This is a genomic window from Agromyces larvae (genome assembly GCF_022811705.1).
In the GTDB taxonomy this organism is placed as follows: domain Bacteria; phylum Actinomycetota; class Actinomycetes; order Actinomycetales; family Microbacteriaceae; genus Agromyces; species Agromyces larvae.
Genome location: NZ_CP094528.1, coordinates 645,349 through 671,061, shown reverse-complemented (window position 1 = coordinate 671,061; position 25,713 = coordinate 645,349). Strand labels below are relative to the sequence as shown.

Here is a 25,713-nt window from a genome sequence, read left to right as displayed (position 1 = left end):
TCTAGACCACCATTCCGAACTGCTGGGAGAAGCGGATATCGCCCTCGGCCATGTCGCGCATGTCCTGGACGTCGTTGCGGAGCATCAGGCCGCGCTCGATGCCCATGCCGAACGCGAAGCCCGAGTACACCTCGGGGTCGATGCCGGCCGAGCGCAGCACGTTCGGGTGCACCATGCCGCAGCCGCCCCACTCGATCCAGCGAGCACCCCCCTTGAACGTCGGGTGCCAGAAGTCGAGCTCGGCGCTCGGCTCGGTGAACGGGAAGAAGCTCGGCCGCAGGCGCACCTTGGCCTCGTCGCCGAAGATCGACTTCACGAAGTGATCGAGGGTGCCCTTCAGGTGCGCCATCGTGAGGCCCCGGTCGACCGCGAGCCCTTCGAACTGCATGAACACCGGCAGGTGCGTCGCGTCGAACTCGTCGGTGCGGTACACCCGGCCCGGTGCGAGCACGTAGATCGGCACCTCGCGGTCGAGCATGGCGCGGATCTGCACCGGGCTCGTGTGGGTGCGCAGCACGAGGTGCGCCTCGGGCGGGTCGATGAAGAACGTGTCCTGCATCGCTCGGGCCGGGTGGTCGGCGTCGAAGTTGAGGGCGTCGAAGTTGAACCACTCGCTCTCGACCTCGGGCCCCTCGGCGATCTCCCAGCCCATGCCGGTGAACACCTCGCTCACGCGGTCTTGCAGCAGGGTGAGCGGATGCCGCGCGCCCACGCGGCGACGCTGCGGCAGCGCCGTGACGTCGACCGCCTCTGCGGCGAGCCGCGCCTCGGCCTCGGCAGCCGTGATCTCGGCCTCGCGGGCGGCGAACGCCTGGTTCACCCGGCCGCGCGCCTGCCCGACGAGCTTGCCGAGCGCCGCCTTCTGGTCGTTCGGCACGTCGCGCAGCAGCGCGTTCAGCTTCGCGAGCGTCGACTTCTCGCCGGTGTGCTCGGTGCGGACCTGCTTCAGCGCCGCGGAGTCGTTCGCGGCCGCGATCGCGGCGAGCGCCGCGGCGACGGCCGCGTCGACCGCGGGCTCGGTGATTTCACTGGGCTCGGACACGAGGAACGAGTCTACCGGCGCGGCGCGGCACCTCGGGTCGCCCGACCGTCAGCGCGCTCCGGCACCATCGTGCGCCTCGGACTGTCGCGCCGCGGCCGTCGCCTGGGCGACGAGCATCGCCTGGTTGGGATCGTCGGGCTCGGCCGCTGCGCCGTACCGCCGCTGCCCGCGGCGGGAGAGCCACCGCGCGAACCACGACAGTGTGAGGTTCATCGCGAGATAGAGCACGAACGCGATGACCCACAGCGTGAAGAGGTACCGGTTGCCGTAGTAGCTGCCGAGGTTGTTGAGCGTCACGCGCAGGAGTTCGGGGTAGCCGACGATGTAGGCGAGCGACGTGTCCTTCAGGAGCACGACGAGCTGGGCGACGATGATCGGCAGCATCTGTCTGAACGCCTGCGGGAACTCCACGAGGAGCTTGGACTGCAGGTTCCGCATGCCGAGACTCAGCGCTGCCTCGCGCTGGCCGCGCGGCAGCGCGACGAGCCCCGCGCGCAGCGCCTCTCCGATGAGGGCGCCGTTGTAGACCGCGAGCGCGGACACGACCGCCCAGTACTGGCCGATGCCCGCGACGAGCAGGATGAACAGCATCATCAGCAGCACCGGCATGCCGCGGAAGAACTCGATGAAGACGGCGGTGGGGATGCGGATCCACGCGATCTCCGAGCTCCGCAGGAGCGAGAGCACGATGCCGAAGAGAATGGCGAGGACGGCCGCGACGGCCGCCGCACGCAGGGTGCCCCAGACGCCGACACCGAAGATGAAACCCCACATCTCGCTGTCGAGCACGATGTCCCAGCGACTCGGATCGAACATGCCGGGCAGGGTGATGCCGCCCGATTCGCGTGGACTGTTGAGGACGACGAACATCCAGCCGAGGAGGGCGACGACGAGCACCGCCGACACCGCCGAGAGGATGCGTGAGAGGCGCCGGCCCTTGGGACCCGGCGCGTCGAACAGGACGCTCGGAGCACTCATCGCTGCACCACCCATTTCCGTTCGAGCTGCGTCGCGATGAGTCCGAGCGGCACGGTGATGACGAGGTAGAAGACCGCGATCCCGATGAGGATCGGGATGACGGCGTTGCCGTGCGCGTTCGAGAGCGTACGACCGACGCCGAAGAGTTCGCTCACGAATCCGACGCCGCCCACCACCGACGTGTTCTTGGCGAGTGCGATGAAGACGTTGATGAGCGGCGGGATCGTCATGCGGAACGCCTGCGGCAGCACGATGAGCGAGACCGACTGACGGAACCCGAGGCCCAGGCTCCGGGCGGCCTCGGCCTGCCCGACCGGCACGCCGTTGATGCCCGACCGGAGCGCCTCGGCGATGAACGGCGAGGTGTAGACGGCGAGGGCGATGAACCCGGCGACGAGGTAGGGAAGCCGGGAGCCGAGGATCGGGAGGATGATCGCGCAGAACAGCACCACGAGCGTGAGCGGCGTGTTGCGGATGAGCTCGGTGTACACGGTCGCGATCGTGCGCAGCGTCGCGATCGGCGAGATGCGCATCGCGGCGACGATCGTGCCGAGCACGAGCGCGCCGGCACCGCTCACGGCGAGGAGCAGCAACGTGGTGCCGAACCCCTCGAGGTAGAGCGGAAGGTTCGCGATGACGACGTCCACGCGGTTCCTCTCGGTCAGTGGGCGGGATGCCCCGGCCGCCGATCGGGCGGTCGGCCGGGGCATCCCGTGATTGGAGTGCGGCCGGTGATCAGTACCGGTTGACGGCCGGAGGATCGACGAACGGCAGCACCGTGCCGGCCGTCTTCTCCCATGCCGCCTTGTACGTGCCGTCTTCGAAGGACTGCTCGAGCACGTCGTTGATCCACATGCGGAACTCGGTGTCGTCGAGCTTCAGGCCGATGCCGTACGGCTCCTCGGTGAACGGCTTGCCGACCACCTTGAACTCGCCCTCGTTCTGGGCCACGAGTCCAGCCAGAATGACGTTGTCGGTCGAGACTGCGACGACCTTGTCGTTGCGCAGCGGCTCGAGGCAGTTCGAGTAGGTGTCGGTCTCGAGCACCTCGGCGCCGAGCTCCTTCAGGTTCGCCGCGGGCGTGGAACCCGTGACCGAGCACACCGCCTGGCCGACGAGGTCGTCTTCGCTCTCGATGTCGTCGTTGTCCGACAGCACGAGGATCGACTGCCCGGCCATGAAGTACGGGCCGGCGAACGAGACGACCTCCTTGCGGGCGTCGTTGATCGTGTAGGTCGCGATGACGATGTCGACCTGGCCGTTCTCGATGAACGGCTCGCGGTTCGCCGAGACCGTCTCGACCCACTCGATGTTCTCGGGCGCGATGCCGAGCTGGCCTGCGATGATCTTGCCGATCTCGACGTCGAAGCCCTCGGGGTCGCCCGACGGGCCGACGAGGCCGAACAGCGGCTGGTCGAACTTCGTGCCGATCGTGATGCTTCCGGCCTCGGCGAGGCGCGCCATGGTCGAGCCCTCGGGGAACTCGGGGGTCTCCTCGACGGTCGGCTCGGCGGCGTCTCCGCCGGGCCCGTCCGACGCACAACCGGCGAACAGCAATGCGGTGGCCGCCGCTGCCGCGACGAGGGCGATTCTGCTGCGTTTCATGTCTCTGCCTCTGCTTCCGTGTTCCGTTTGGTTCCGTGCTGCTCGTGGCAGCACCGGTCTCGATCGAGTCAGTGCTCGAGGATCTTGGACAGGAAGTCCTTCGCGCGGTCGGACTTCGGGTGGTCGAAGAACTCGGCCGGGGTCGCCTCCTCGACGATGCGGCCGTCGGCCATGAAGAGCACCCGGTCGGCCGCCTTGCGGGCGAAGCCCATCTCGTGGGTCACGACGATCATCGTCATGCCCTGGTCGGCGAGGCCGACCATGACGTCGAGCACCTCGTTGATCATCTCGGGGTCGAGCGCCGAGGTCGGCTCGTCCATCAGGATGAGCTTCGGGGTCATCGCGAGCGACCGGGCGATCGCGACGCGCTGCTGCTGACCGCCCGAGAGCTGCGCGGGCAGCTTCTTCGCCTGGTTCGCGACGCCGACGCGCTCGAGCAGCTCCATCGCCTTCGCCTCGGCGTCCTTGCGCTTCACGCCCTTCACCCTGATGGGCGCGAGCGTCACGTTCTCGAGCACCGTCTTGTGCGCGAACAGGTTGAACGACTGGAACACCATGCCGACGTCGGCACGGAGCTTCGCGAGTCCCTTGCCCTCTTCGGGGAGGCGCTCGCCGTCGATCGTGATCGTGCCCGAGTCGATCGTCTCGAGCCGGTTGATCGCCCGGCACAGCGTCGACTTGCCCGACCCCGACGGGCCGATGACCACGACGACCTCGCCGCGGTTCACGACGGTGTTGATGTCGTTCAGCACGTGCAGGTCGCCGAAGTGCTTGTTCACGTGCTCGACCACGACGAGCGGCTCACCCCGTCGGACCGAGATGTTCGAGGTCGGCGCGGGGGCGGTGGCCGGCGTGCCCGAGACCGGCTGCGAGGTGCTCATTCCTCCAAACTAAGGATCCGCTATGCCGCTGCGCCACTGCCGGGCCCGCCGGTTACCGATTCGTGACTCGCGACAGTCCCTCAGCTGCGGTGCGCGAACGCGCTCTCGTACAGGCAGACGGATGCCGCGGTCGCGAGGTTCATCGATTCGGCGTGCCCGTAGATCGGCACGGTCACCACACGATCGGCCAGCGCGAGCTGGTCGTCGTCGAGCCCGCGGGCCTCGTTGCCGAACAGCCACGCGGTGGGGCCGGCCAGCACCCCCTGCTCGCGAACCGCCAGCAGGTCCTCGCCCTTCACGTCCGCCGCGAGCACCGTGAGGCCGGCCTCGCGGGCGCGCGCGAGCACGTCGTCGAGGTGCGCGCCGACCGCGACCGGGAGGTGGAAGATCGACCCGGTCGTCGACCGCACGACCTTCGGGTTGTACAGGTCGACCGCACGCCCCGAGAAGATCACGGCGTCGGCGCCCGCCGCGTCGGCCGCGCGCACGATGGTGCCCGCGTTGCCCGGATCGCGCACCTCCTCGAGGATCGCGACGAGCCGCGGCTGCTGCGCGAACACGTCCTTCACCGCCGTCGGGAACTGCCGGCACACCGCGACGAAGCCCTGCGGCGTGACCGTGTCGGCCATCGCGTCGAGCACCTCTTCGGTGACGAACTCGACGTCGAGCCCCGCCTCCGACGCCGCCCGGGCGATCTGCTCGTACCGGTCGAACGCGGTCGGGGTCGCGAACAGCTCGACCACGAGCTCGGGTCGGAATCGCAGCGCCTCGGACACGGCCTGCGGCCCTTCGAGCAGGAACAACCCGCTCTCGTGTCGGGCGGGCTTCTTCGCGAGCTTCGCCACGGCGCGCACGCGCGGCGATCGCGGGTTCTCGAGCATGGTTCCAGTCTAGGGACGCCCGGATGCCTCGCCGCGGCGCCGCGCACGAGGCATCCGGGCATGCGAAACGGCCCGGCGCCCCGAAGGGTGCCGGGCCGTTCGTGCCGAAGCGGGCTTACGCCGCGTTCTTGGGCGCGTTGACGTCGGTCGGAAGCGCCTGCTTCGCCGACTCGACCAGCGCCGCGAAGGTCGCCGGCTCGTTGACGGCGAGCTCGGCGAGGATGCGACGGTCGACCTCGATGCCGGCCAGGTTCAGGCCCTGGATGAAGCGGTTGTAGGTGAGGCCGTGCTGACGCGAGGCCGCGTTGATGCGCTGGATCCAGAGGCGACGGAAGTCGCCCTTCTTCGCGCGGCGGTCGTTGTACGCGTAGACGAGCGAGTGGGTGACCTGCTCCTTCGCCTTGCGGTACAGGCGCGACCGCTGCCCGCGGTAGCCTTCGGCGCGCTCGAGGATGACCCGACGCTTCTTGTGGGCGTTGACGGCCCTCTTCACTCTTGCCATGACTCTGTTTCTTCCTTACGGGTCGGACCGGATCAGCGGCCGAGCAGCTTCTTGATGACCTTGGTGTCGGGCGCCGACAGGACCTTGTCCTGGTTGAGGCGGCGGGTGCGCACCGAGGACTTGCCCTCGAGGTTGTGGCGCATGCCGGCCTGCTGCTTCTTGAGCTTTCCGGTGCCGGTGATCTTGAAGCGCTTCTTGGACCCGGAGTGGGTCTTCTGCTTCGGCATTCGTGTTTCTCCTTGGTTCTGCCGCCGGGTCTGGCGGAGTGGGGGTTACTGCGCGTCGGCCTCGGCCGGGGCTTCCGCCGCCGGACGCGCCTTCGCCGCAGCACGCTGTGCGTTCTGCTCGGCCTTTGCCTCGGACTTGTTCTTCAGAGGAGCGATGACCATGACCATGTTGCGGCCGTCGATCGTGGGCGTGTGCTCGACCGTGCCGAACTCCGCCACGTCTTCGGCGAAGCGCTGCAGGAGGCGCACGCCCATCTCGGGGCGCGACTGCTCACGACCCCGGAACAGGATCATGGCCTTCACCTTGTCGCCGGACTTCAGGAAGCCGACGGCGCGCTTCATCTTGGTCTCGTAGTCGTGCTTGTCGATCTTGAGGCGGAACCGGACCTCTTTGAGGATGGTGTTCGCCTGGTTGCGCCGGGCTTCCTTCGCCTTCTGCGCAGCCTCGTACTTGTACTTGCCGTAGTCCATGATCTTGACGACCGGCGGACGCGAGTTCGGTGCGACCTCGACGAGGTCGAGGTCGGCCTCCTGCGCGAGCCGCAGGGCCACCTCGATCTTCACGACGCCGACCTGTTCTCCGCCGGGGCCCACGAGGCGGACCTCGGGGACGCGGATACGGTCGTTGGTACGCGGATCGCTGATGCGTGTCTCCTCTGCTCGAGCTCTTCTTCGACTCATCGGGAGACGGATGCCGCCCGACGACGAGAGCGGAGATCCACGCGCGGGTTGCCCGGAACTCGTTCCGTGAACTCGTGCGGCACCCTGGCTACCTGCTCGATGACGAGCCGGCGGAGTGCAAACGACCCGGTAACCTTGATGAAGCGGTATGCGCGGGTGGGAGATTCTCCACTTTCGTACCGGGGATCTGGCCCCGGAGCCCGCAACAGTCTAGCAGAGGAATCCGGTGACCCACACTTCCGACGAGCCCACGACCGCGCCCGAAGACCGGGAGGCGACCGCCGACGCGGTCGACGACGCCACCCGGGACATCGCCGAGGTGCCCGCGGTCGAGATCATCACGACCGCGGCGGTGCACCTCATGAGCGCCGCGGCGGTGAAGGTCGGCCTCGCCGACGATCCCGACACGCAGCTCGACCTCGACGAGGCGCGCAAGCTCATCAACGCCCTCGCCGGCCTCATCACCGCCGGCGCGCCCGAGATCAGCGACATGCACGCCCGGAGCCTGCGCGACGGGCTTCGCTCGCTGCAGCTCGCGTTCCGCGAGGCATCCGTCATCCCCGACGCGATCGGGCAGGGCCCCGGCGAGAAGTGGACCGGGCCGGTCAGCTGAGCCGACCGGTCCGGCTGCGCTGGATCGTGTTCACCGCTGGCAGTTCGGGCACCGGAACGTGACGCGCTCCTCCCCCTCGACCCGGCCGAGCTCGCCACGCTCGATGCGCGTGCCGCAGCGCCGGCACGGCTCGCCGGGCCGGCCGTAGACCCAGAGCCGTTCGCCGCGGCGGTCGACGCCGGTCGTGACGCGCGCGATGCGGTCGCGGTTCGCCATGATGAGCCGCCGACCGAGGTCGACGACCGCGGCGAGATCGGGCACGTCGCCGACCGGGCGGTCGGGCCGGATGCCTCGGAGGAAGCACAGTTCGTTCACGTACACGTTGCCGAGGCCGGCGAGGTTCCGCTGATCGAGCAGGGCGACCGCGATGGGCACCTCGGCGCCGGCCGCGACCCGCCGCACCGCCTCAGCGGCATCCCAGTCGGCGCCGAGCGGGTCGGGCCCGAGGTGTCCGACCGCGTCGGACTCGGCGTCGCGTGCGATGACCTCGAGCAGACCGAGCTCGAATCCGACGGCCACCGAATCGGCGGTCTCGAGGACGGCGCGGGCCAGGTGCGCCGGGCGGTTCCACCGCTCGCCCGGCCGGAACACGCGCCAGCTGCCCTCCATCTTCAGGTGGGAGTGGACGGTGGCGTCGCCCGCGCGGACGAGCAGGTGCTTGCCGCGCGCCGCGACCTCGTCGACCGTACGGCCCGACAGATCGACCGTCGCGAACCTCGGCACGCGGAAGTCGCTCCGGGTGAGCCGCCGGCCCTCGAGCGCCCGCCGAAGCCGCGCCGCGGTCTGGAAGACGGTGTCACCTTCGGGCATCGAAGCGCAGCCCTTTCGGCGTCTCCGCGAACCCGGCGGCCGCCAACGCCCGCCCGAGCGGCGTGCCGATCACGAACGCGCCGTTGACGCTCTCGACAGCCAGCCGTCGGATGCGGCCGCCGCGGACGAGCCCGGCGATCGCGTCGGCGGCGGCCCGCAGCACGCGTTCGTCGTCGACGTACGCGAGCATCGTCTTGCCGCCGCGCTCGACGTAGCCGACCAGTTCGCCGTCGACGAGGGCGACGAGGGCGCCCGCCTTGCGCGCCGCGCGATGCGAGCTCTCGCCCGGCGGGTCGGGCCAGGGCAGCGCCGCACCGTAGGCGTTGGCCGGGTCGGTCGCGGCGAGCACGACGACCTTCGGCTCGTCGGTGCTCGGCCGGTCGTCGCGATCGGCGTAGCCGCGCAACCGGTCGACCGCGCCGGTGCCCGCGAACTGGGCGGCCCCCAGCCGGTCGACGAAGTAGCCGCGGCGCGCGCGACCCGACTCCTCGAACCCGCGCAGGGTGCGGTACACGAGTGCGAAGCCGCCGATCACCCCCTCCGCCACCGCGGTGCCGCGGGTGACCACGCCGTAGCGGTCGAGCATCATCTCGCCGAGCGCGTGCGCCCGGCGGGTGGCGTCGTCGTCGGGCACCGGCAGGATCGACCATCGGCCGGCCACCGACGGCGGCCCGGTACGGCTCGGCATGCTCGGTCGCGGGAGCGACCGACCCCGGAGCATCCGCGATCTCGGCGTCTGGCGCGGGGCCTTGTGGGCGCTCCGCCCGCCCGCGACGAGCGCCCGCAACGGTGCGAACGTGTCGTTGGTGACCAGGCCCGCCCACGCGAGCCCCCAGAGCGCCTCGACCAGTTCGTCGTCGGCGACGGGACTGTCGAGTTCGCCGAAGCCGCCGACCGCGTCGGCGAGCTGCCGGAAGAAGTAGGCGCCGCCCGACCCGAGGGCCACGAGCACCTCGCGCTGCAACGGCGTCGTCTCGAACTCGAGCGCCGGTTCGAGCGTGAGCGGCGCCGACTCGGCGAGGTGCAGCGTGACCCAGCCGTCGTCGCCCGCGAGCGCGCCCGCGCCCGCCCACACGACCTCGCCGGTCGCCATCAGCTCGTCGAGCATCGCGGGACTGTAGTCGGAGACCCGCGCCGGGAGCACCAGCGACTCCCATGCCGACGCAGGCAGCCGCGCGCCCTCGAGCTGCTCGATCGCGGCCAGCACGCCGTCGATGCCGCGCAGCCTCGAGCCCACGTGCTGCCATTCGGGGAGGAACCGGGCGAGCGCTCGCTGCGGCACCGGCTCGACCTCGTGACGCAGTGCCGCGAGCGAACGCCGCCGGAGCCGGCGCAGCACCTCGGCATCGCACCACTCGGTGCCGGTGCCGTTCGGACGGAACTCCCCCTCGACCACGCGCCGCTCGTCGGCGAGCCGCCGGAGCGCCGCCTTCGCGACGGCCGCGCCGATGCCGAACCGCGCGGCGACGTCGTCGACGCCGAACGGGCCGTGCGTGCGGGCGTACCTGCCGACGAGGTCGCCCAGCGGGTCGCCGACCTGCTCGGCGAACGCGACCGCGACGCCCGGCGGCACCGGCACGCCCAACGCATCGCGCAGGCGCCCGACGTCTTCGACGGCGGCGACGTGCTCGCGACCCGCGAACGTGAGCCGAACCGCTCGCCGCGCCGCGACGAGTTCCGCGGCGGCGGCCGACGCGTCCGTGTCGGCGTCGACCCTCGCGGCGACCTCGTCGTCGGTCAGCGGGCCGAGCACGCGCAACAGGTCGGCGACGCCCTCCACGCCGTGCGCCCTGCGGTCGTCGGCGAGTCGCTGCAGTTCGCGCTCGGTCTGCTCGATGACGCCCGGGTCGAGGAGTTCGCGCAACTCGACCCGGCCCAGCAGCTCGCCGAGCAGCGCCGAGTCGATCGCGAGCGCGGCCGCCCGGCGCTCGGCCAGCGGCGAATCGCCCTCGTACATGAACGCGCCGACGTACCCGAAGAGGAGCGAGCTCGCGAACGGGCTCGGGGTGTCGGTGGTGGTCTCGACCAGGCGCACCCGCCGCGCGGCGACGTCGCGTGCGAGCTCGGTGAGCGCTGGCACGTCGTAGACGTCCTGGAGCACCTCGCGCACGGTCTCGAGGATGATCGGGAACGTCGGGAACGCGCTCGCGACCTCGAGCAGCTGCGCGGCCCGCTGTCGCTGCTGCCAGAGCGGCGAGCGCCGGCCAGGCTGGTAGTTCGGCAGCAGCAGGGCGCGCGCGGCGCACTCGCGGAACCGGCTGGCGAACAGCGCCGACCCGCCCACTTCGTCGGTCACGAGCTGTTCGAGCTCGTCGGCGTCGAACACGAAGAGGTCGGCGCCCGGCGGGTCGACCCCGGTATCGGGGATGCGCACGATGATGCCGTCGTCGGCGGCCACGGCGGCGCCGTCGACGCCGTGGCGTTCGCGCACCCGCGCGGCCACCGCGAGCGCCCACGGCGCGTGCACCGGCATGCCGAACGGCGAGTGCAGGATGACCCGCCAGTCGCCGAGCTCGTCGCGGGTGCGCTCGACGACGAGCGTGCGGTCGCTCGGCACGTGCCCGGTGGCCCTGCGCTGGTCCGCGAGGAACGTCAGCAGGTTCGCCGCCGCGTACTGGTCGAGACCGGCTGCGGCGATGCGGGCTCGCGCGTCGGCCTCGCCCGCCGACGACACCTCGCGCATGAAGCCGCCGAGCGCGCGGCCGAGCTCGGCGGGACGGCCCAGCCCGTCGCCCTTCCAGAACGGCACCCGGCCCGGCTGGCCGAAGGCCGGCACCACGTTGACCCGGTCGAAGGTGATCTCCTGGATGCGCCAGCTCGTCGCCCCGAGCGCGAACACGTCGCCGACCCGCGACTCGTAGACCATCTCTTCGTCGAGCTCGCCGACGCGCCGCCCGCCGGCTTCGTCGCCCACGAGGAACACCCCGAACATGCCGCGGTCGGGGATGGTGCCGCCGCTCGTGACCGCGAGCCGCTGCGCACCGGGTCTGCCGACGAGGGTGCCGGCCTCGCGGTCCCAGACGACACGGGGGCGCAGCTCGCCGAACCGATCGGACGGGTACCGGCCGGCGAGCAGATCGAGGGTCGCCTCGTACGCCGAGCGCGGCAGGCTCGCGAACGGCGCCGCCCTGCGGACGGCGTCGAACCAGCCGTCGACGTCGAGCGGTTCGATCGCCGCGGCCGCGATGGTCTGCTGGGCGAGGATGTCGAGCGGGTTGGCCGGTACCCGCATGGTCTCGATCGCGCCGGAGAGCATGCGCTCGCTCGTGACCGCTGCGTGCACCAGGTCGGCGCGCTGCTTGGGGAAGATCACCCCGCGCGACACTTCGCCGACCTGATGCCCCGCACGGCCGAGCCGCTGCAGCCCGCTCGAGACCGACGGCGGCGACTCGACCTGCACCACGAGGTCGACCGCCCCCATGTCGATGCCGAGCTCGAGGCTCGACGTCGCGACGACGCAGCGGAGCCGCCCGCTCTTCAGGTCGTCTTCGATCTCGGCGCGCTGCTCTTTGCTGACCGAGCCGTGGTGGGCTCGGGCGAGCACAGGCGGTGCGCCGGCGGTCGCGCCCGACTGGGCCATCACCGCGGCCGGCGGGCCGCTGCCGGTCGCCGCAACGAGCAGGGCGTCGCGCTCGGATGCCTCGAGCGAGAGTTCGTTCAACCGCGCCGTGAGGCGTTCGGCGAGCCGACGGGAGTTCGCGAACACGATCGACGAGCGGTGCGCGAGCACCTGGTCGAGGATCGCTTCCTCGACGTGCGGCCAGATCGACCCGGTGGCGTCGTCGTTCGCGGGCAACTGCGCCATGTCCTCGACGGGCACGACCACTCGCAGGTCGAACCGCTTCTCGCTGGGCGGCGCGACGATCTCGACCGGGGCGCTCGCGCACAGGAATCGCGCGACCTCTTCGACCGGGCGCACCGTCGCGGAGAGCCCGATGCGCTGCGCGGGCTTCAGCAGCAGCGCGTCGAGACGCTCGAGCGAGAGCGCCAGATGCGCCCCCCGCTTGGTCGCCGCCACCGCGTGGATCTCGTCGACGATGACCGTCTCGACCGTGCGCAGCGTCTCGCGCGCCTGCGAGGTCAGCATCAGGAACAGCGACTCGGGCGTGGTGATGAGGATGTCGGGCGGCGTGCGCAGCAGTGCCCGCCGGTCGCCCGCCGGCGTATCGCCCGAGCGGACTCCGACGCTCACGTGCGGCGGCTCGACCCCCAATCGCTCGGACACCCGCGCGATGCCCGTGAGCGGCGCCCGGAGGTTGCGCTCGACGTCGACGCCGAGCGCCTTCAGCGGCGAGAGGTAGAGCACCCGCGTCCCGGACGGGCGCGGCCCGGCCTCGGTCGGCGGCGGCTCGGTGTGCAGCCGGTCGATCGCGGACAGGAACGCCGACAGCGTCTTGCCCGAACCGGTGGGCGCGACCACGAGCGCGTGCGCCCCGCGCCCGATCGCCGCCCACGCGGCCGCCTGCACGGTCGTCGGCGCACGGAACGACTCGGCGAACCACGTGCGCGTGGCTGGCGAGAAGGCTTCGAGCGGCGCGTCGACCATCCCGTCCATCCTCCCCCGGCCCGCCGACATCCGCCCAGCACCGACGGTCAGCGGGCAGGCGGCAGTTCGCCGAGCACCCGCTCGACGGCGTCGATCGTGCGGGCCGCCTCCGCGGCATCCGTGCCGCGATTGCTCACCGAGAACCGCACGATGCCGCGCCCCCGCCACCGCGACGGCGACGCCCACACCACCCCGTCGTCGACGAGCCCGCGCACGAGCGCGCTCGTGCGCTCGTCGTCCTCGGCGGCGACGCACACCTGGGTGAAGACCACGTCGTTGAGGACCTCGAGACCGGGCACCGCGGCGAGCCCGTCGGCGAGCGCGCGGGCCGACGCGACCAGCCCGTCGACGAGGTCGGCGACGCCTGCTCGGCCGAGCGAACGCAGCGCCGCCCACACCGGCACCCCGCGTGCCCGCCGCGACAGTTCCGGCGTGTGGTCGTACGGCTCGGCCACGGCTCCCGGCACCGGGAGGTACGCCGCGTGGGCGCCGAGCGCGGCGGACATCGCCCGCTCGTCACGAACGATCGCCACGCCGCTGTCGTACGGCACGTTCAGCGTCTTGTGCGCGTCGGTGGCCCACGAGTCGGCGGCCTCGAACCCGGCCACGAGATGCCGCAGTGACGGGCTCGCCGACGCCCAGAGCCCGAACGCGCCGTCGACGTGCACCCACGCGCCCGCGGCGTGCGCCACCTCGACCGCCGAGGCGAAGTCGTCGAACGCGCCCGAGTGCACGTCGCCCGCCTGCAGCGCGACGATCGCCGGCCCGGCGTCGTCGGCGAGCGCGGCCCCGAGCCCGCCCACGTCGATCCGGCCCTCGTCGTCGGCACCGACCGTGCGCGGAACGCCGAGCCCCGCCATCCGGCCCGCGAGCACCATCGAGCTGTGCACCGCGTCGCCGGCCAGGAACCGCACCCGCGGCCCGCCCGCGAGCCCGTCGCGCTCGACGTCCCACCCGGCGCGCCGGAGCACCTCGCCGCGCGCCGCCAGCAGGCACGAGAGGTTCGCGGTCGTGCCGCCCGTGACGAAGCCGACGCCGCTCGTCGCGGGCAGCCCGAACAGGTCGAGCAGCCACCGCGCGGCGAGCTCCTCGACCGCTGCGGTGCCGGGCGTCGGGATGCGCGACCCGGTGTTCTGGTCCCACGCCGACACCAGCCAGTCGGCGGCGAGCGCGGCCGGATGGATGCCGCCGATCACGAACCCGTAGAACCGCGGCGACGACATCGCGGTCAGGCCGGGTTCGATCGCCTCGGCCAGTTCGTCGACGACGACGGCGGGGTCGCGTCCGTCGGCGCCGAGGTGCGTTCCGAGCGCGGCCGCCACCTCATCGGCGGTCACGGCGGCGGCGATCGGCCGCTCGGACACCGAGTTCAGCCATTCACGCGCGTGGTGCGCGGCCCTCGCCAGCACCGCGGTGTACTCGTCATCGGGCATGTCGTGCTCCCCTCGAACGACACGCCCATCATCCGCCCGAGCCCGGCGGGCGGCAACGGGCGCGAGAGCGGATCGGATGCCTCAGCTCGAGGTGAGCCGCACGGTCAGCGAGTCGACCGCGGTGGCGATCAGGTCGTCGGCCGCCCACCGGCGGGCGAGTCGCGCGGTCGTCGCATCGAGCTCCTCGCGGGTGAGTCCCGCGACCAGCGACAGGCGGACCACCAGTTCGGGCCCCGCGAGCCGCGCGTCGGGGTCGCCCGCCAGCAACTCGACCCCCACCACCGCGAGCTCGGGCGAGATCGAGCGTTCGAAGGCCGACCGCACCTCGTCGGACTCGAACGGCGGTCGCCACGGGCGCTGCTGCGCCACCGCCCAGACGGCGGGGCGGCGCAGCACGAACTCGCCGTCGGATCCGGGGTCGAGCACCACGAGATCGGTACCGTCGTCGGCCGCGGCGAGCGCGACGCGGACGCCGTCGGCCGGGACCGGCCGGGCGATCCCGTTCCACCGGGACATCGTCTCGACCGAGGAGAACACGGGCAGCACCCGCCGCCCGTCGGGCCCGGCGACGGTGACGATGGAGAGCTCCTGGCTCTTCTCGATCGCGAGGCCGTGCGCACCGACCTCGGTCGCGCCCCCCGAGCCCGTCGAAGGGTCGCCGAGCTCGGCGAGCAGCGGGATCAGCAGCCGCGAGGAGCCGAACGCCTGCACGACATCGGCCTGACCGCCGTCGCCCGACCGGAACCGGGCGACCGCCGCCGCCAGCGCGGGCGGCGCGCTGCCGTCGTCGGCCGCGTGCGGGTTCTGCTCGAACGACCGCCCCGCCCAGGGGCGACCCGCCGAATCGGCGTCGCCGCCCGGGGCATCCGGTCGCTGAGCGTCAGGCGACATCAGTGCGAGGCGACGTCCAGCGCCTGCGGCAGCGTGAACGCACCCGCGTACAGGGCCTTGCCCACGATCGCGCCCTCGAGACCGAGCGGCACGAGCTCGCGCAGCGCAGCGATGTCGTCGAGGCTCGAGATGCCGCCCGAGGCGACGACGGGGCGGCGCGTGCGCTCCATGACCTGGCGGAGCAGGTCGACGTTCGGGCCCTGGAGGGTGCCGTCCTTCGTGACGTCGGTGACGACGTAGCGGGCTGCACCCGCGTCCTCCAGGCGGTCCATGACGGCCCACAGGTCGCCGCCGTCCTTCGTCCAGCCGCGCGCGGCGAGCGTGGTGCCCCGCACGTCGAGCCCGACCGCGATCGCCTCGCCGTACTGCGCGATGACCGACGCCGCCCACTCGGGGTTCTCGAGCGCGGCGGTGCCGAGATTGATGCGCTTCGCGCCGATCTCGAGCGCGTGCTCCAGGGATGCGTCGTCGCGGATGCCGCCCGAGAGTTCGACGTTCACGCCCTTCACCTGGCGGATGACCTTCTTCAGCACGCCGCCGTTCGAGCCGCGCCCGAAGGCCGCGTCGAGGTCGACGAGGTGGATCCACTCGGCGCCCTGGTCGGCCCACTCGACGGCGGCGTCCACCGGATCGCCGTAGCTCGTCTCGGTGCCGGCCTCGCCCTTGGTCAGGCGAACCGCCTTGCCCCCCGCGACGTCGACCGCCGGAAGCAGCACCAGGCGGGGGGTCTTGTTGAACTCACTCATCACTGTCCTCGAATCGGATGTCGCGAATGCGACGTTTCGGCACAGTCACAGCATCCTAGTCGCGTCCGCGACCGGCCGACGACCACAGCCGAGGCATGCTCAGGATCGTACGCCGCACGTGCCCGACGGACGCGCGTGCCGCTCACGCGAGCGAGCGCAGCCAGTTCGCGAGCAGCCTGATGCCCGCGTCCGACGACTTCTCGGGGTGGAACTGGGTCGCCGACAGCGGCCCGTTCTCGACCGCCGCGAGGAATCGGCCGCCGTGCTCGGCCCAGGTGAGGGCCGGCTGCGGGAACGGCGGCATCACGTCGAGCGACCAGGACTGCGCCGCGAACGAGTGCACGAAGTAGAAGCGCTCGTCTTCGATGCCGTCGAACAGCACGCTGCCCGCACCGGCCTCGACCGTGTTCCACCCCATGTGCGGCAGCACCTCGGCGGGCAGCTCGGTGACCGCACCCGGCCACTCGCCGAGCCCCTCGGTGTCGACGCCGCGCTCGACCCCGTGCTCGAACATCACCTGCATGCCCACGCAGATGCCGAGCACCGGCCGGCCGCCGGCGAGCCGCCGGTCGATCACCTCGTCGCCGCGCACGGCGCGGAGTTGCTGCATGACCGCGGCGAAAGCGCCGACACCCGGCACCACGAGCCCGTCGGCCTCGAGCGCCGCGGTGCGGTCGGCGGTGAGCTCGACCTCGGCGCCGGCGCGCTCGAGGGCCTTGGCCGCCGAGTGCACGTTGCCCGACCCGTAGTCGAGCAGCACGACGCGCTTCGTCGCGGTCACAGCGCGCCCTTCGTCGACGGGATGCCGGTGACCTGCGGGTCGAACGCCTTCGCCTGCCGGAACGCGCGCGCGAAGGCCTTGAATTCGCTCTCGGCGATGTGGTGCGGGTCGCGGCCGGCGAGCACGTTCACGTGCACCGTCAGCGCCGCGTTGTACGCGATCGCCTCGAACACGTGCCGCACCATCGACCCCGTGAAGTGGCCGCCGATCAAGTGGAACTCGAAGCCCTCGGGCTCGCCCGTGTGCACGAGGAACGGCCGGCCGGAGATGTCGACCACGGCCTGCGTGAGCGCCTCGTCGAGCGGCACCACGGCGTCGCCGTACCTCGAGATGCCGCGCTTGTCGCCGAGCGCCTCGCGGATCGCCTGACCCAGCACGATGCCCACATCTTCGACGGTGTGGTGGACGTCGATGTGCACATCGCCCTTCGCCCGCACGGTGAGGTCGGTGAGCGAGTGCTTCGCGAACGCGGTGAGCAGGTGGTCGTAGAACGGCACCCCCGTCTCGATGTCGCTGGTGCCGGCGCCGTCGAGGTCGACCGACAGATCGATGCTGGACTCGCTCGTCTCGCGCTGCACGCGGGCGACCCGTCGTGCGGTCGGGGTGGTCATGCATCCATCCTATTCGGAGCGGTTCGGGCCGTCTGAGCGGTTCGGCGCGAAGCCGGCGATCGCCTCGAGGAACGCGGTCGTCTCGGTCTCGGTGCCGGCGGTGACGCGCAGGCTGTTCGGCAGGCCGATCTCGCGGATCAGGACGCCACGGGCCAGCAGCGCCTCGAACACGGCGCGAGGGTCGTCGACGCCGCCGAAGAGCACGAAATTCGAGCCGCTGCGGTACGGGCGGAAGCCGAGCCGACCGAGCTCGGCCGAGATGCGCTCGCGCTGCCCGCGGATCTCGTCGACCATCGCGAGCATGAGGTCGCTGTGCGCGAGTGCGCCGAGGGCGGCCGCCTGCGTGAGCGCCGACAGGTGGTACGGCAGCCGGACGAGCCGCAGCGCGTCGACGACGGCCGGATCGGCGGCGAGGTAGCCGACGCGAGCGCCCGCGAACGCGAACGCCTTGCTCATGGTGCGCGACACCACGAGCCGAGGGCGGCCGGGCAGCAGCTCGAGCGCGCTCGGCGTGCCCGGGTCGGCGAACTCGTGATACGCCTCGTCGACGACCACGACTCCGCGCGCGGCGTCGGCCACCGCGCGGATGGTCTCGATCGAGAGCGGGGTGCCGGTGGGGTTGTTCGGCGCGCACAGGAGCACCAGGTCGGGGTCGTGCTCGCGGATGGCGCGCACCGCCGTGTCGGGCGAGAGCTCGTACTCGTCGTCGCGGGGGGCCGCGATCCATCGCGTGCCGGTGCCCAAGGCGAGCAGCGAGTACATCGAGTACGTCGGCGCGAAGCCGAGCACGCTGCGGCCCGGACCCCCGAACGCCTGCAGCAGGTGCTGCAGCACCTCGTTCGAGCCGTTCGCGGCCCAGATCTGATCGCGGGCGAGCCCGTGGCCGAGGTAGCCGGCGAGCGCATCGCGCAGCTCGGTGAACTCGCGATCGGGGTAGCGGTTGAGACCGATCACGGCGGCCGCGATACGCGCGACGATGTCGTGCGCGACCGCCTCGGGGATCGGATGCGTGTTCTCGTTGACGTTCAGCGCCACGGGGACGACCTTCTGCGGGGCCCCGTAGGGCGACTTGCCGCGGAGGTCGTCTCGGATGGGGAGGTCGTCGAGGCTCGTCACCCGAACATGCTAATCGGGGCGCCCGGATGCGCGCGCCGCGCCCGTCGCCCCGGCGACGCGCCGCGTCACTCGACGACGGGCAGCGCGAGCTGCTGACCCGGCTGGATGGCCCCGTCGCGCAGGCCGTTGATGCGGAGGATCTCGCCGATGACGTCGCGGGGATCTTCGCCGGGGGCGATCGACTCGGCCAGCTCCCACAGGGTGTCGCCGGCGGCGACCGTGACGGTGCGGAACGACGTCGCACCGCCGCCGAGGTCGGACTCGGCTGCGGCCGCACCGGCGCCGAGCACCATCACCGCCGCCAGCAGGGCGACGGGGACGCCCGCGAGCGCGGTGAGGACGACGCGGCCCCGCCGAGTGAGGCGGAGGCGCGTGCGCGGGGCGGACGAGGACCGGGGCGCCGACGGCGAGAAGCCACCGACGGAACCGATTGCGGCGAACGAGCTCATGACCCCTCCGATTGCGTTGCGAGCCGTGTCGGGCGCTCGGCCGGGAGCGCCCGACACGAAACTCTGTTCCGAATATATCTTCGACTGAATCGGCCCGCAAGCATCGATCACCCGCGATTCGTCGCGCGCGCGTTCGCGACACGCTCGAACAGATGTTTGTCGCATGCCCACCGCCCGGATACAGTTTCGAATGTCGACACGAGTCGATCACCTACCACCGACATCGGCCCGGTGCGGCCGCAACGAGGGGCGGATCACGTGACCAACCAGACCGAGGGCCAGCGCGAGACGGGGCGGGCGCGCCGCAGGCGCAACCTCAGCCCCAAGCAGGTCTCGATCCTCGAGGTGATCCAGTCGTCGGTCGCATCGCGCGGGTACCCGCCGAGCATGCGCGAGATCGGCGACGCCGTGGGCCTCTCCTCGCTGTCGAGCGTGACCCACCAGCTCAACCAGCTCGAACTGGCGGGCTACCTCCGCCGCGACCCCAATCGCCCCCGCGCGCTCGAAGTGCTCATCGAGCTGCCCGGCTCGGAGGACCGCCCCGCCGACTCGGGTACGGCCGCCCCGGTCGGCGACGCCGCCATGGTGCCGCTCGTCGGTCGCATCGCCGCCGGAGTCCCGATCACGGCCGAGCAGCAGATCGAAGAGGTCTTCCCGCTCCCCCGCCAGCTCGTCGGCAAGGGCGAGCTGTTCATCCTGAAAGTCGTCGGCGACTCGATGATCGATGCGGCGATCTGCGACGGCGACTGGGTCGTCGTGCGTTCGCAGCCCACCGCCGAGAACGGCGAGATCGTCGCGGCGATGCTCGACGGCGAAGCGACCGTCAAGGTGCTGCGCCAGCGCGACGGCCACACCTGGCTGCTGCCGCGCAACACGGCGTTCGAACCCATCCTGGGCGACCATGCCGAGGTGCTCGGCAAGGTCGTCGCGGTGATGCGCGCCGTCTAGCGGATCCGCGCCGGTTCGGCGGCCGGCTCGACCGTCGGGGCGAGCGAGCCCAGCCACTCGGTGACGGTGCGCATGAACCCGGGGTGGTCGTCGCGGAACACCGTGTGCCCGGTGCCCGGCAGCGTCCGCACCGTCATGCCCAGCATGCGCAGCGACGCGGCCACCGCGTCCGTGACCAGCAGGCTCTTCTCGGCGAGCACCACGAGGCTCGGCGCGACGAGTCGCGCCGGCGGCATCAGCGGTCGGGTGTCGGCGAAGCCGAGGATCGTGCGCTTGTCCCAGTCGCGCAGCGTCGCGAGCTCGATCTCGACGTCCGCGGCATCCCATCGCGGGTTCATCTTCACGAGCGCCGACCGGCGCGGGCGCGGCGCCACGGCGAAGAAGGCCTTGAAGAGCACGCCCCGGATGCCGCGGGGGAACGCGAACGCCGGATCGATGTAGATCGCGGCGCGAGGAGCCAGCCGATCGGCGACGAGGCTCGCGACGAGCGCGCCGAGCGAATGCCCCATGACGACGTCGGGCGCGCCGGCGAGCATCGGCTCGAGGGTCTCGATGACGTCATCGGCCCACGACGACGGCGAGTAGCGGTGCGACCGCGGACTGCGCCCGTGCCCGGCCAGGTCGACGGCGAGCACGCGGAAGCCGTGCTGCTCGAGTTCGGCGGTCACCCGGTGCCAGGCGCGCGAATCCGACATGATGCCGTGGACGAGGACCGCGGTTCGGGGACCGGCCCCCGACTCCTGTACTGCGAGCTGCATGGCGAGAGCGTACGCCCGACTGCTGTGCGTCGGCCCGGTCGCGGCTGAGCGGATGCTTCGAGGCATCCGGGCGAAGCATCCGCCCAGCCGCGCAGCGCGACCCCCGGTCAGAGCGCTGCGCGCACCTCGCGCGCGGCCCGGACCACGTGCTGCAACGACGCGACCGTCTCGTCGTACCCGCGCGTCTTCAGCCCGCAATCGGGGTTGACCCAGAGCCGGGTCGCCGGGATCTCGGCGACGGCACGCTCGAGCAGCGACCGCACCTCGTCCGTGCTCGGCACACGCGGCGAGTGGATGTCGTAGACCCCGGGGCCGATGCCGTGGTCGAACCCGCTCGACGCGAGATCGTCCACGACCTCCATCCGGCTGCGGGCGGCTTCGATACTCGTGACATCCGCGTCCAGCCCGCGGATCGCATCGATGATCGCGCCGAACTCCGAGTAGCAGAGATGGGTGTGCACCTGCGTGGCCGGCGCCGCCCCGCCGGTGGCGAGCCGGAACGCGCGCACCGACCAGTCGAGGTAGGCGGGCTGGTCCGCCCGGCGCAGCGGCAGCAGCTCGCGCAGCGCCGGTTCGTCGACCTGGATGACCCGGATGCCCGCCTGTTCGAGATCGGCGACCTCGTCGCGCAGAGCGAGCGCGACCTGGGCCGCGGTCTCGCCGAGCGGCTGGTCGTCGCGGACGAACGACCACGCCAGGATCGTCACCGGGCCGGTGAGCATGCCCTTGACCGGCTTGTCGGTGAGCGACTGCGCGAACGACGACCACTCCACCGTCATCGGCTCGGGCCGCCGCACATCGCCCCACAGGATCGACGGGCGCGTGCACCGCGACCCGTACGACTGCACCCAGCCGTGCTCGGTGACCGCGAACCCGTCGAGCAGTTCGGCGAAGTACTGCACCATGTCGTTGCGCTCGGGCTCGCCGTGCACGAGGACGTCGAGGCCGAGCTCCTCCTGCAGCCGGATGACCCGCTCGATCTCGGCCCGCATCGCGGCACGGTAGGCGTCGTCGTCGAGCCCGCCCGACGTCAGCAGCGCGCGGGCGCGACGGATCTCCGCGGTCTGCGGGAAGGACCCGATCGTCGTGGTCGGCAGGTCGGGCAGCGCGAGCGACGCCTGGGCGGCCACGCGCGCGTCGTACCCGGTGCGCGCGAAATCCGCGTCCGACAGCGCCGACACGCGTGCCCGCACGGCCGGGACCCGAACCCCCGGCGCGGCGGCCCGATCGGCCAGGGCGCTCGTCGCGGCATCCAGTTCGTCGACGATCGCCTCGCGCCCCTCGGCCAGACCGCGCGCGAGCACGGCCACCTGCCCGACCTTCTGGTCGGCGAAGGCGAGCCAGCTCCGCAGCCGCGCATCGAGCGCCGGCTCGTCGTCGACGTCGTGCGGCACGTGCTGCAGCGACGTCGAGGTCGACACCGCGACGCTGCCGGACCAGGATCGCAGCGCCTCGGCGCGATCGAACGCGGCGGCGAGATCGCCGCGCCAGATGTTGCGGCCGTCCACGACGCCCGCCACCAGCGTCTTGGCGGCGAGCGCCTCCTCGGTCGCCGGATCGAGCACACCGGGCGCCGCGCCGCGCACCAGGTCGAGTCCGATCGCCTCGACCGGGGTCGCGGCGAGCACCGCGAGCGCGTCGCCGAGGTCGCCGTACGGTGCCGCGACGAAGATCGCCGGACGGTCCTCGGCAGCGCCCAGCGCGTCGTACGCCTCTGCGGCCGCGACCAGCGCCCGCTCGCGCGGATCGCCGAGCGACTCGCTCACCAGCGCCGGCTCGTCGAGCTGCACCCACTCGGCGCCCGCTGCGCGCAGGTCGGCGAGCAGCGTCGCGTACACGGGCAGCAGGTCGCCCAGGCGGTCGATCGGGCGGAACCCGTCGGGAGCGCCGTCGGCGGGCTTGGCGAGCAGCAGCAACGTCACCGGACCGACGAGCACCGGGCGCGTCGTGAACCCGGCGTCGCGCGCCTCGGCGACCCGGGCGACGAGTTCGTCGCTGCGCGCGGCGAACGGCGTCCCGGGTGCGATCTCGGGCACGAGGTAGTGGTAGTTCGTGTCGAACCACTTCGTCATCTCGAGCGGAGCATCCGCGCCGTCGCCCCGCGCGAGGGTGAACGCGGCGTCGAGGTCGAGGCCTCCGGCACCTCGCAGGCGTGCGAACCGGGGCGGCACCGCACCCGTCGCCACGACGGCGTCGAGCACCTGGTCGTAGAACGAGAACGTCTCGGGAATCGACGAGTCGGTGCGGCCCAGGCCCAGCTCGGCGAGGCGCTCACGCGTCGCCGCTCGCAGCTCGGCGGCCCTCGACTCGAGCTCGGCCGCGTCGATCGCGCCCGACCAGTACGCCTCGACGGCGCGCTTCAGTTCTCGGCGGCGGCCGATGCGCGGGTACCCGAGCACGGTGCCGTGGGGGAAGGTGGCGTCGGTCATCGTTCTGAAGCGGTCCTCTCATCGGTGGCGCCGACCCGCTCGAGCACCTCGAGCACGGCCTCATGGCGGTTGAACGTGTACAGGTGCACACCCGGCGCCCCGCCCGCGAGCACGTCGCCCACGAGCCGGGCGGCATAGGCGATGCCGAGTTCGGTCTGCGCGTCGGGATCGGGTTCGACCTCGAGCCCGATCTCGAGCTCGGCGGGCGGAATCACCCCGGTGAGCTCGGTCAACCGGGCGAGCCGGGCCGGTGTGGTGACCGGCATGATGCCCGGCAGGATCGGGATCGTCACCCCGGCGGCCCGCGCCCGCTCGACGAAGTCGAGGTAGTGGTCGGCGTGCCAGAAGAGCTGGGTGATCGCCAGGTTCGCCCCGGCGATCTCCTTCGCGAGCAGGGCGTCGATGTCCTGGCCGAGGTTGCGCGACCGGGGATGCCCCGTCGGGAACGCCGCGACGGCCACGCGTTCGGGCCGCGGCCGAGCGCCGATGCGGGCCGCACCCGGCACGCCCGAGACCGTGGTGGTGCCGAACGGCTCACGCTCCTCCTGGACCCGGTGGATGAGCTGCACGAGCTCGGCTGCGCTTCGCAGCTCGCCGAGACCGGCGTCGGGGTCGGCCGGGTCGACGTCGGCGGGCGGATCGCCGCGCAGCGCGAGGAAGCTCGTGATCCCGGCGTCGAGGAACTCGCGGACGAGCCGGTTGGCCTCGGCATGCGTCGAGCCGACGCAGGTGAGGTGCGCCATCGGCTCGACCTCGGTGTGCTCGAGCAGGTACCGCAGCACCGTCAGCGAACGGTCGCGGGTGGAGCCGCCGGCGCCGAACGTCACCGAGATGAACGCCGGCCGCACCTCGGCGAGCCGGTCGATCGTGCGCCCCAGCGCCAGCGCCGCCGAGTCGGTGCGTGGCGGGAAGAGCTCGAAGGACACCGGCGGTCGGCTGGCGGTCGGCGAATCGGGTCCCTGCTCGGTCATCTGCATCCTCGAGAGATGCCGTCGGGCGGGATGCGGCACGCCGCGCTCCCCGCATGACGGCGGGTCTGCTCGCGGGCGGGTGCCGGGCTCGGCGGTCGCTCCTGGCGGCGGGCATCCGGCCCGACGCCGACGATCATCTGCGACGATACGCCAGGTCGGGTCGCGATCGCCGCAAATGTGACCGGCGGTGACGGATGTCGCGACCGCCGCGCACCCGGCCGCCGAACCCGCGCGGTCGACCGAGGATCAGGCCAGCGCGCCCGCGTCCGCCCGGAACGCCTCGAGCTGCCCCGCCAGTTCGGGCGAGACGAGCGCGCGCACCCGCGTGCCGTCGCCGACGTACTCGATCGACAGCACGCGCGCGGACTCGTGCAGGTTCGAGATCACCTCGCCGCGGTCGTACGGCACGAGCAGGTCGACCTCGACCGACGGGTCGGGCAGCATGCGCCCGATCGCGTCGAGCACCTCGTCGACGCCCTCGCCGGTGCGGGCCGACGCGAACACCGCGTTCGGCTCGAGTCCGCGCAGCACGAGGCGCTCTTCGGGAGTCACCAGGTCGGCCTTGTTGAAGACGACGAGCTCGGGGATGTCGCGGGCACCGACCTCGCCGATCACGTCTCGGACGGTCGCGATCTGCCCGGCGGGGTCGGGATGCGCCGCATCGACGACGTGCACGATGAGGTCGGCGTCGCCCACCTCCTCCAGGGTCGAGCGGAACGCCTCGACGAGCTGGTGCGGCAGGTTGCGCACGAACCCGACCGTGTCGGCGATCGTGTAGACGCGGCCGTCGGCGGTCGTGTTGCGCCGCACCGTGGCGTCCAGCGTCGCGAACAGCGCGTTCTCGACGAGCACGCCCGCGCCCGTGATGCGGTTCAGCAGACTGGACTTGCCCGCGTTCGTGTACCCGGCGATCGCGACCGACGGCACCGCGTTGCGTTTGCGATTGGCCCGCTTGGCCTCGCGCGCCGGCTTCATGCCGACGATCTGGCGGCGCAGCTTCGCCATCCGCGTGTGGATGCGACGACGGTCGAGCTCGATCTTGGTCTCACCGGGGCCGCGCGACCCCATGCCCGCGCCCGCGCCGCCGACCTGACCGCCGGCCTGGCGGCTCATCGACTCGCCCCAGCCGCGCAGTCGCGGCAGCAGGTACTCGAGCTGCGCGAGTTCGACCTGGGCCTTGCCCTCGCGGCTCTTCGCGTGCTGGCTGAAGATGTCGAGGATCACCGCGGTGCGGTCGATGACCTTCACCTTCACCGCGTCCTCGAGCGCGCGACGCTGGCTCGGCGCGAGCTCGGTGTCGGCGACCACGGTGTCGGCGCCGAGCGCGGCGACGATGTGGCGCAGCTCCTCGACCTTGCCGCGACCGAGGTAGGTGCTCGGGTCGGGATGCGGCCGTCGCTGCAGCACGCCGTCGAGCACTCGCGCCCCAGCGGTCTCGGCGAGCGCCGAGAGCTCGCGCAACGAATTCTCGGCGTCGTCGAGCGAGCCCTGCGAATACACGCCGATCAGCACGACGTTCTCGAGGCGCAGCTGGCGGTACTCGACCTCGGTGACGTCCTGCAGTTCTGTCGACAGCCCGCTGACACGGCGCAGCGCCGCGCGCTCGTCGCGGTCGAACTGCTCGCCGTCGGTCGACGTGGCCGGCGAGGCATCCGTTCGCTGGATCGAAGCGGCGGCCGACGCATCGAACCTCGTGACCTCGGCGCGCTGCTCGACGCTGCGCAGCACGCGATCGACGGCGTCGTCGTGGTGCTGGTCTGCGGATTCGTTCATCCTGTCCACCCTACTTGCCTTTCCTGAAGGGCCGGCTCCTG

24 protein-coding genes are annotated in these 25,713 nt (G+C 72.0%); 2 read left to right on the top strand and 22 right to left on the bottom strand.

Annotation, left to right across the window (positions count from 1 at the left end; all coding sequences use genetic code 11):
* Position 1: 1 nt before the first annotated feature.
* The 9 genes from pheS to infC form a co-directional block, all read right to left on the bottom strand.
* The gene (gene pheS / locus MTO99_RS03065; RefSeq protein ID WP_243556867.1) at positions 2-1,042 is read right to left on the bottom strand and encodes a phenylalanine--tRNA ligase subunit alpha; all 1,041 of its coding nucleotides are present in this window, start codon (positions 1,040-1,042) and stop codon (positions 2-4) included.
* 48 nt (positions 1,043-1,090) lie between these two features.
* Positions 1,091-2,020, bottom strand: coding sequence for an amino acid ABC transporter permease (locus MTO99_RS03060; RefSeq protein WP_243556865.1), 930 nt, complete (start codon positions 2,018-2,020; stop codon positions 1,091-1,093).
* Positions 2,017-2,667, bottom strand: a complete 651-nt coding sequence (locus MTO99_RS03055) for an amino acid ABC transporter permease (protein ID WP_243556863.1) — start codon at positions 2,665-2,667, stop codon at positions 2,017-2,019. Before MTO99_RS03055 ends, MTO99_RS03060 begins: the two co-directional genes overlap by 4 nt.
* An 88-nt stretch (positions 2,668-2,755) precedes the next feature.
* Positions 2,756-3,625 (bottom strand): glutamate ABC transporter substrate-binding protein, encoded by an 870-nt coding sequence (locus MTO99_RS03050; RefSeq protein ID WP_243556860.1) that lies wholly within the window; start codon positions 3,623-3,625, stop codon positions 2,756-2,758.
* 68 nt (positions 3,626-3,693) lie between these two features.
* Positions 3,694-4,506 (bottom strand): amino acid ABC transporter ATP-binding protein, encoded by an 813-nt coding sequence (locus MTO99_RS03045; RefSeq protein WP_243556858.1) that lies wholly within the window; start codon positions 4,504-4,506, stop codon positions 3,694-3,696.
* An 80-nt stretch (positions 4,507-4,586) separates the two neighbouring features.
* Positions 4,587-5,387, bottom strand: a complete 801-nt coding sequence (locus MTO99_RS03040; protein WP_243556856.1) for a TrmH family RNA methyltransferase — start codon at positions 5,385-5,387, stop codon at positions 4,587-4,589.
* A 115-nt stretch (positions 5,388-5,502) separates the two neighbouring features.
* Positions 5,503-5,889, bottom strand: coding sequence for a 50S ribosomal protein L20 (rplT, locus tag MTO99_RS03035; protein WP_243556854.1), 387 nt, complete (start codon positions 5,887-5,889; stop codon positions 5,503-5,505).
* 32 nt (positions 5,890-5,921) lie between these two features.
* Positions 5,922-6,116: a 50S ribosomal protein L35 gene (gene rpmI / locus MTO99_RS03030; RefSeq protein WP_149159301.1), complete on the bottom strand. Its 195-nt coding sequence runs from the start codon at positions 6,114-6,116 to the stop codon at positions 5,922-5,924.
* Positions 6,117-6,161: 45 nt separating this feature from the next.
* Positions 6,162-6,797, bottom strand: coding sequence for a translation initiation factor IF-3 (gene infC / locus MTO99_RS03025; protein WP_243556852.1), 636 nt, complete (start codon positions 6,795-6,797; stop codon positions 6,162-6,164).
* Positions 6,798-7,023: 226 nt separating this feature from the next.
* On the opposite strand from infC, the gene MTO99_RS03020 reads away from it, so the two are divergent.
* Positions 7,024-7,410 carry a DUF1844 domain-containing protein gene (locus MTO99_RS03020; protein WP_243556850.1) on the top strand — a complete coding sequence of 129 codons (387 nt, stop codon included), beginning with the start codon at positions 7,024-7,026 and terminating at the stop codon, positions 7,408-7,410.
* Positions 7,411-7,440: 30 nt separating this feature from the next.
* Here MTO99_RS03020 and MTO99_RS03015 read toward each other — a convergent pair whose 3' ends face one another.
* From MTO99_RS03015 to MTO99_RS02975, 9 genes are all read right to left on the bottom strand, one after another.
* Positions 7,441-8,220 carry a DNA-formamidopyrimidine glycosylase family protein gene (locus tag MTO99_RS03015; protein ID WP_243556848.1) on the bottom strand — a complete coding sequence of 260 codons (780 nt, stop codon included), beginning with the start codon at positions 8,218-8,220 and terminating at the stop codon, positions 7,441-7,443.
* The gene (locus MTO99_RS03010) at positions 8,207-12,766 is read right to left on the bottom strand and encodes an ATP-dependent helicase (RefSeq protein WP_243556846.1); all 4,560 of its coding nucleotides are present in this window, start codon (positions 12,764-12,766) and stop codon (positions 8,207-8,209) included. The genes MTO99_RS03015 and MTO99_RS03010 overlap by 14 nt, the downstream gene beginning before the upstream one ends.
* Positions 12,767-12,813: 47 nt before the next feature.
* Complete coding sequence (locus tag MTO99_RS03005) at positions 12,814-14,199, bottom strand: pyridoxal phosphate-dependent decarboxylase family protein (protein WP_243556844.1); 1,386 nt, start codon at positions 14,197-14,199, stop codon at positions 12,814-12,816.
* Between the two features lie 81 nt (positions 14,200-14,280).
* The gene (locus MTO99_RS03000) at positions 14,281-15,090 is read right to left on the bottom strand and encodes an SseB family protein (RefSeq protein ID WP_243556841.1); all 810 of its coding nucleotides are present in this window, start codon (positions 15,088-15,090) and stop codon (positions 14,281-14,283) included.
* Positions 15,090-15,836, bottom strand: coding sequence for a bifunctional 1-(5-phosphoribosyl)-5-((5-phosphoribosylamino)methylideneamino)imidazole-4-carboxamide isomerase/phosphoribosylanthranilate isomerase PriA (priA, locus tag MTO99_RS02995; RefSeq protein ID WP_243556839.1), 747 nt, complete (start codon positions 15,834-15,836; stop codon positions 15,090-15,092). Before priA ends, MTO99_RS03000 begins: the two co-directional genes overlap by 1 nt.
* Positions 15,837-15,978: 142 nt before the next feature.
* Entirely contained in the window at positions 15,979-16,617 is a 639-nt protein-coding gene (hisH, locus tag MTO99_RS02990; RefSeq protein WP_243556837.1) for an imidazole glycerol phosphate synthase subunit HisH, read from the bottom strand.
* Positions 16,614-17,228, bottom strand: a complete 615-nt coding sequence (gene hisB / locus MTO99_RS02985) for an imidazoleglycerol-phosphate dehydratase HisB (RefSeq protein ID WP_243556835.1) — start codon at positions 17,226-17,228, stop codon at positions 16,614-16,616. The genes hisH and hisB overlap by 4 nt, the downstream gene beginning before the upstream one ends.
* A 9-nt stretch (positions 17,229-17,237) precedes the next feature.
* Complete coding sequence (locus MTO99_RS02980; protein WP_243556833.1) at positions 17,238-18,344, bottom strand: histidinol-phosphate transaminase; 1,107 nt, start codon at positions 18,342-18,344, stop codon at positions 17,238-17,240.
* Positions 18,345-18,409: 65 nt separating this feature from the next.
* Complete coding sequence (locus MTO99_RS02975; RefSeq protein WP_243556832.1) at positions 18,410-18,793, bottom strand: LysM peptidoglycan-binding domain-containing protein; 384 nt, start codon at positions 18,791-18,793, stop codon at positions 18,410-18,412.
* A gap of 258 nt (positions 18,794-19,051) precedes the next feature.
* Here MTO99_RS02975 and lexA point away from each other — a divergent pair, with 258 nt between their 5' ends.
* Entirely contained in the window at positions 19,052-19,741 is a 690-nt protein-coding gene (gene lexA / locus MTO99_RS02970; RefSeq protein ID WP_243556829.1) for a transcriptional repressor LexA, read from the top strand.
* Here lexA and MTO99_RS02965 read toward each other — a convergent pair.
* The 4 genes from MTO99_RS02965 to hflX form a co-directional block, all read right to left on the bottom strand.
* A complete protein-coding gene (locus MTO99_RS02965) occupies positions 19,738-20,499 on the bottom strand; it encodes an alpha/beta fold hydrolase (RefSeq protein WP_243556827.1) in 762 nt (253 codons plus the stop codon). The genes lexA and MTO99_RS02965 overlap by 4 nt on opposite strands.
* A gap of 107 nt (positions 20,500-20,606) precedes the next feature.
* Entirely contained in the window at positions 20,607-22,928 is a 2,322-nt protein-coding gene (gene metE / locus MTO99_RS02960) for a 5-methyltetrahydropteroyltriglutamate--homocysteine S-methyltransferase (protein ID WP_243556825.1), read from the bottom strand.
* Positions 22,925-23,899, bottom strand: coding sequence for a methylenetetrahydrofolate reductase (locus MTO99_RS02955; protein ID WP_243556822.1), 975 nt, complete (start codon positions 23,897-23,899; stop codon positions 22,925-22,927). Before MTO99_RS02955 ends, metE begins: the two co-directional genes overlap by 4 nt.
* Positions 23,900-24,145: 246 nt before the next feature.
* A complete protein-coding gene (gene hflX / locus MTO99_RS02950) occupies positions 24,146-25,672 on the bottom strand; it encodes a GTPase HflX (RefSeq protein WP_243556820.1) in 1,527 nt (508 codons plus the stop codon).
* Between the last annotated feature and the right edge of the window lie 41 nt (positions 25,673-25,713).

Excerpts from the sequence above, each read along its gene's own strand:
- MTO99_RS03000 (WP_243556841.1), bottom strand. The coding sequence starts at position 15,090 with ATGTCGCCTGACGCTCAGCGACCGGATGCCCCGGGCGGCGACGCCGAT.
- MTO99_RS03050 (WP_243556860.1), bottom strand. The coding sequence starts at position 3,625 with ATGAAACGCAGCAGAATCGCCCTCGTCGCGGCAGCGGCGGCCACCGCA.
- MTO99_RS02965 (WP_243556827.1), bottom strand. The coding sequence starts at position 20,499 with ATGCAGCTCGCAGTACAGGAGTCGGGGGCCGGTCCCCGAACCGCGGTC.
- hflX (WP_243556820.1), bottom strand. The coding sequence starts at position 25,672 with ATGAACGAATCCGCAGACCAGCACCACGACGACGCCGTCGATCGCGTG.
- MTO99_RS03045 (WP_243556858.1), bottom strand. The coding sequence starts at position 4,506 with ATGAGCACCTCGCAGCCGGTCTCGGGCACGCCGGCCACCGCCCCCGCG.
- priA (WP_243556839.1), bottom strand. The coding sequence starts at position 15,836 with ATGAGTGAGTTCAACAAGACCCCCCGCCTGGTGCTGCTTCCGGCGGTC.
- MTO99_RS02975 (WP_243556832.1), bottom strand. The coding sequence starts at position 18,793 with ATGAGCTCGTTCGCCGCAATCGGTTCCGTCGGTGGCTTCTCGCCGTCG.
- MTO99_RS03040 (WP_243556856.1), bottom strand. The coding sequence starts at position 5,387 with ATGCTCGAGAACCCGCGATCGCCGCGCGTGCGCGCCGTGGCGAAGCTC.
- metE (WP_243556825.1), bottom strand. The coding sequence starts at position 22,928 with ATGACCGACGCCACCTTCCCCCACGGCACCGTGCTCGGGTACCCGCGC.
- rpmI (WP_149159301.1), bottom strand. The coding sequence starts at position 6,116 with ATGCCGAAGCAGAAGACCCACTCCGGGTCCAAGAAGCGCTTCAAGATC.
- MTO99_RS03005 (WP_243556844.1), bottom strand. The coding sequence starts at position 14,199 with ATGCCCGATGACGAGTACACCGCGGTGCTGGCGAGGGCCGCGCACCAC.
- MTO99_RS02955 (WP_243556822.1), bottom strand. The coding sequence starts at position 23,899 with ATGACCGAGCAGGGACCCGATTCGCCGACCGCCAGCCGACCGCCGGTG.
- infC (WP_243556852.1), bottom strand. The coding sequence starts at position 6,797 with ATGAGTCGAAGAAGAGCTCGAGCAGAGGAGACACGCATCAGCGATCCG.
- MTO99_RS03010 (WP_243556846.1), bottom strand. The coding sequence starts at position 12,766 with ATGGTCGACGCGCCGCTCGAAGCCTTCTCGCCAGCCACGCGCACGTGG.
- rplT (WP_243556854.1), bottom strand. The coding sequence starts at position 5,889 with ATGGCAAGAGTGAAGAGGGCCGTCAACGCCCACAAGAAGCGTCGGGTC.
- hisB (WP_243556835.1), bottom strand. The coding sequence starts at position 17,228 with ATGACCACCCCGACCGCACGACGGGTCGCCCGCGTGCAGCGCGAGACG.
- MTO99_RS03015 (WP_243556848.1), bottom strand. The coding sequence starts at position 8,220 with ATGCCCGAAGGTGACACCGTCTTCCAGACCGCGGCGCGGCTTCGGCGG.
- MTO99_RS03060 (WP_243556865.1), bottom strand. The coding sequence starts at position 2,020 with ATGAGTGCTCCGAGCGTCCTGTTCGACGCGCCGGGTCCCAAGGGCCGG.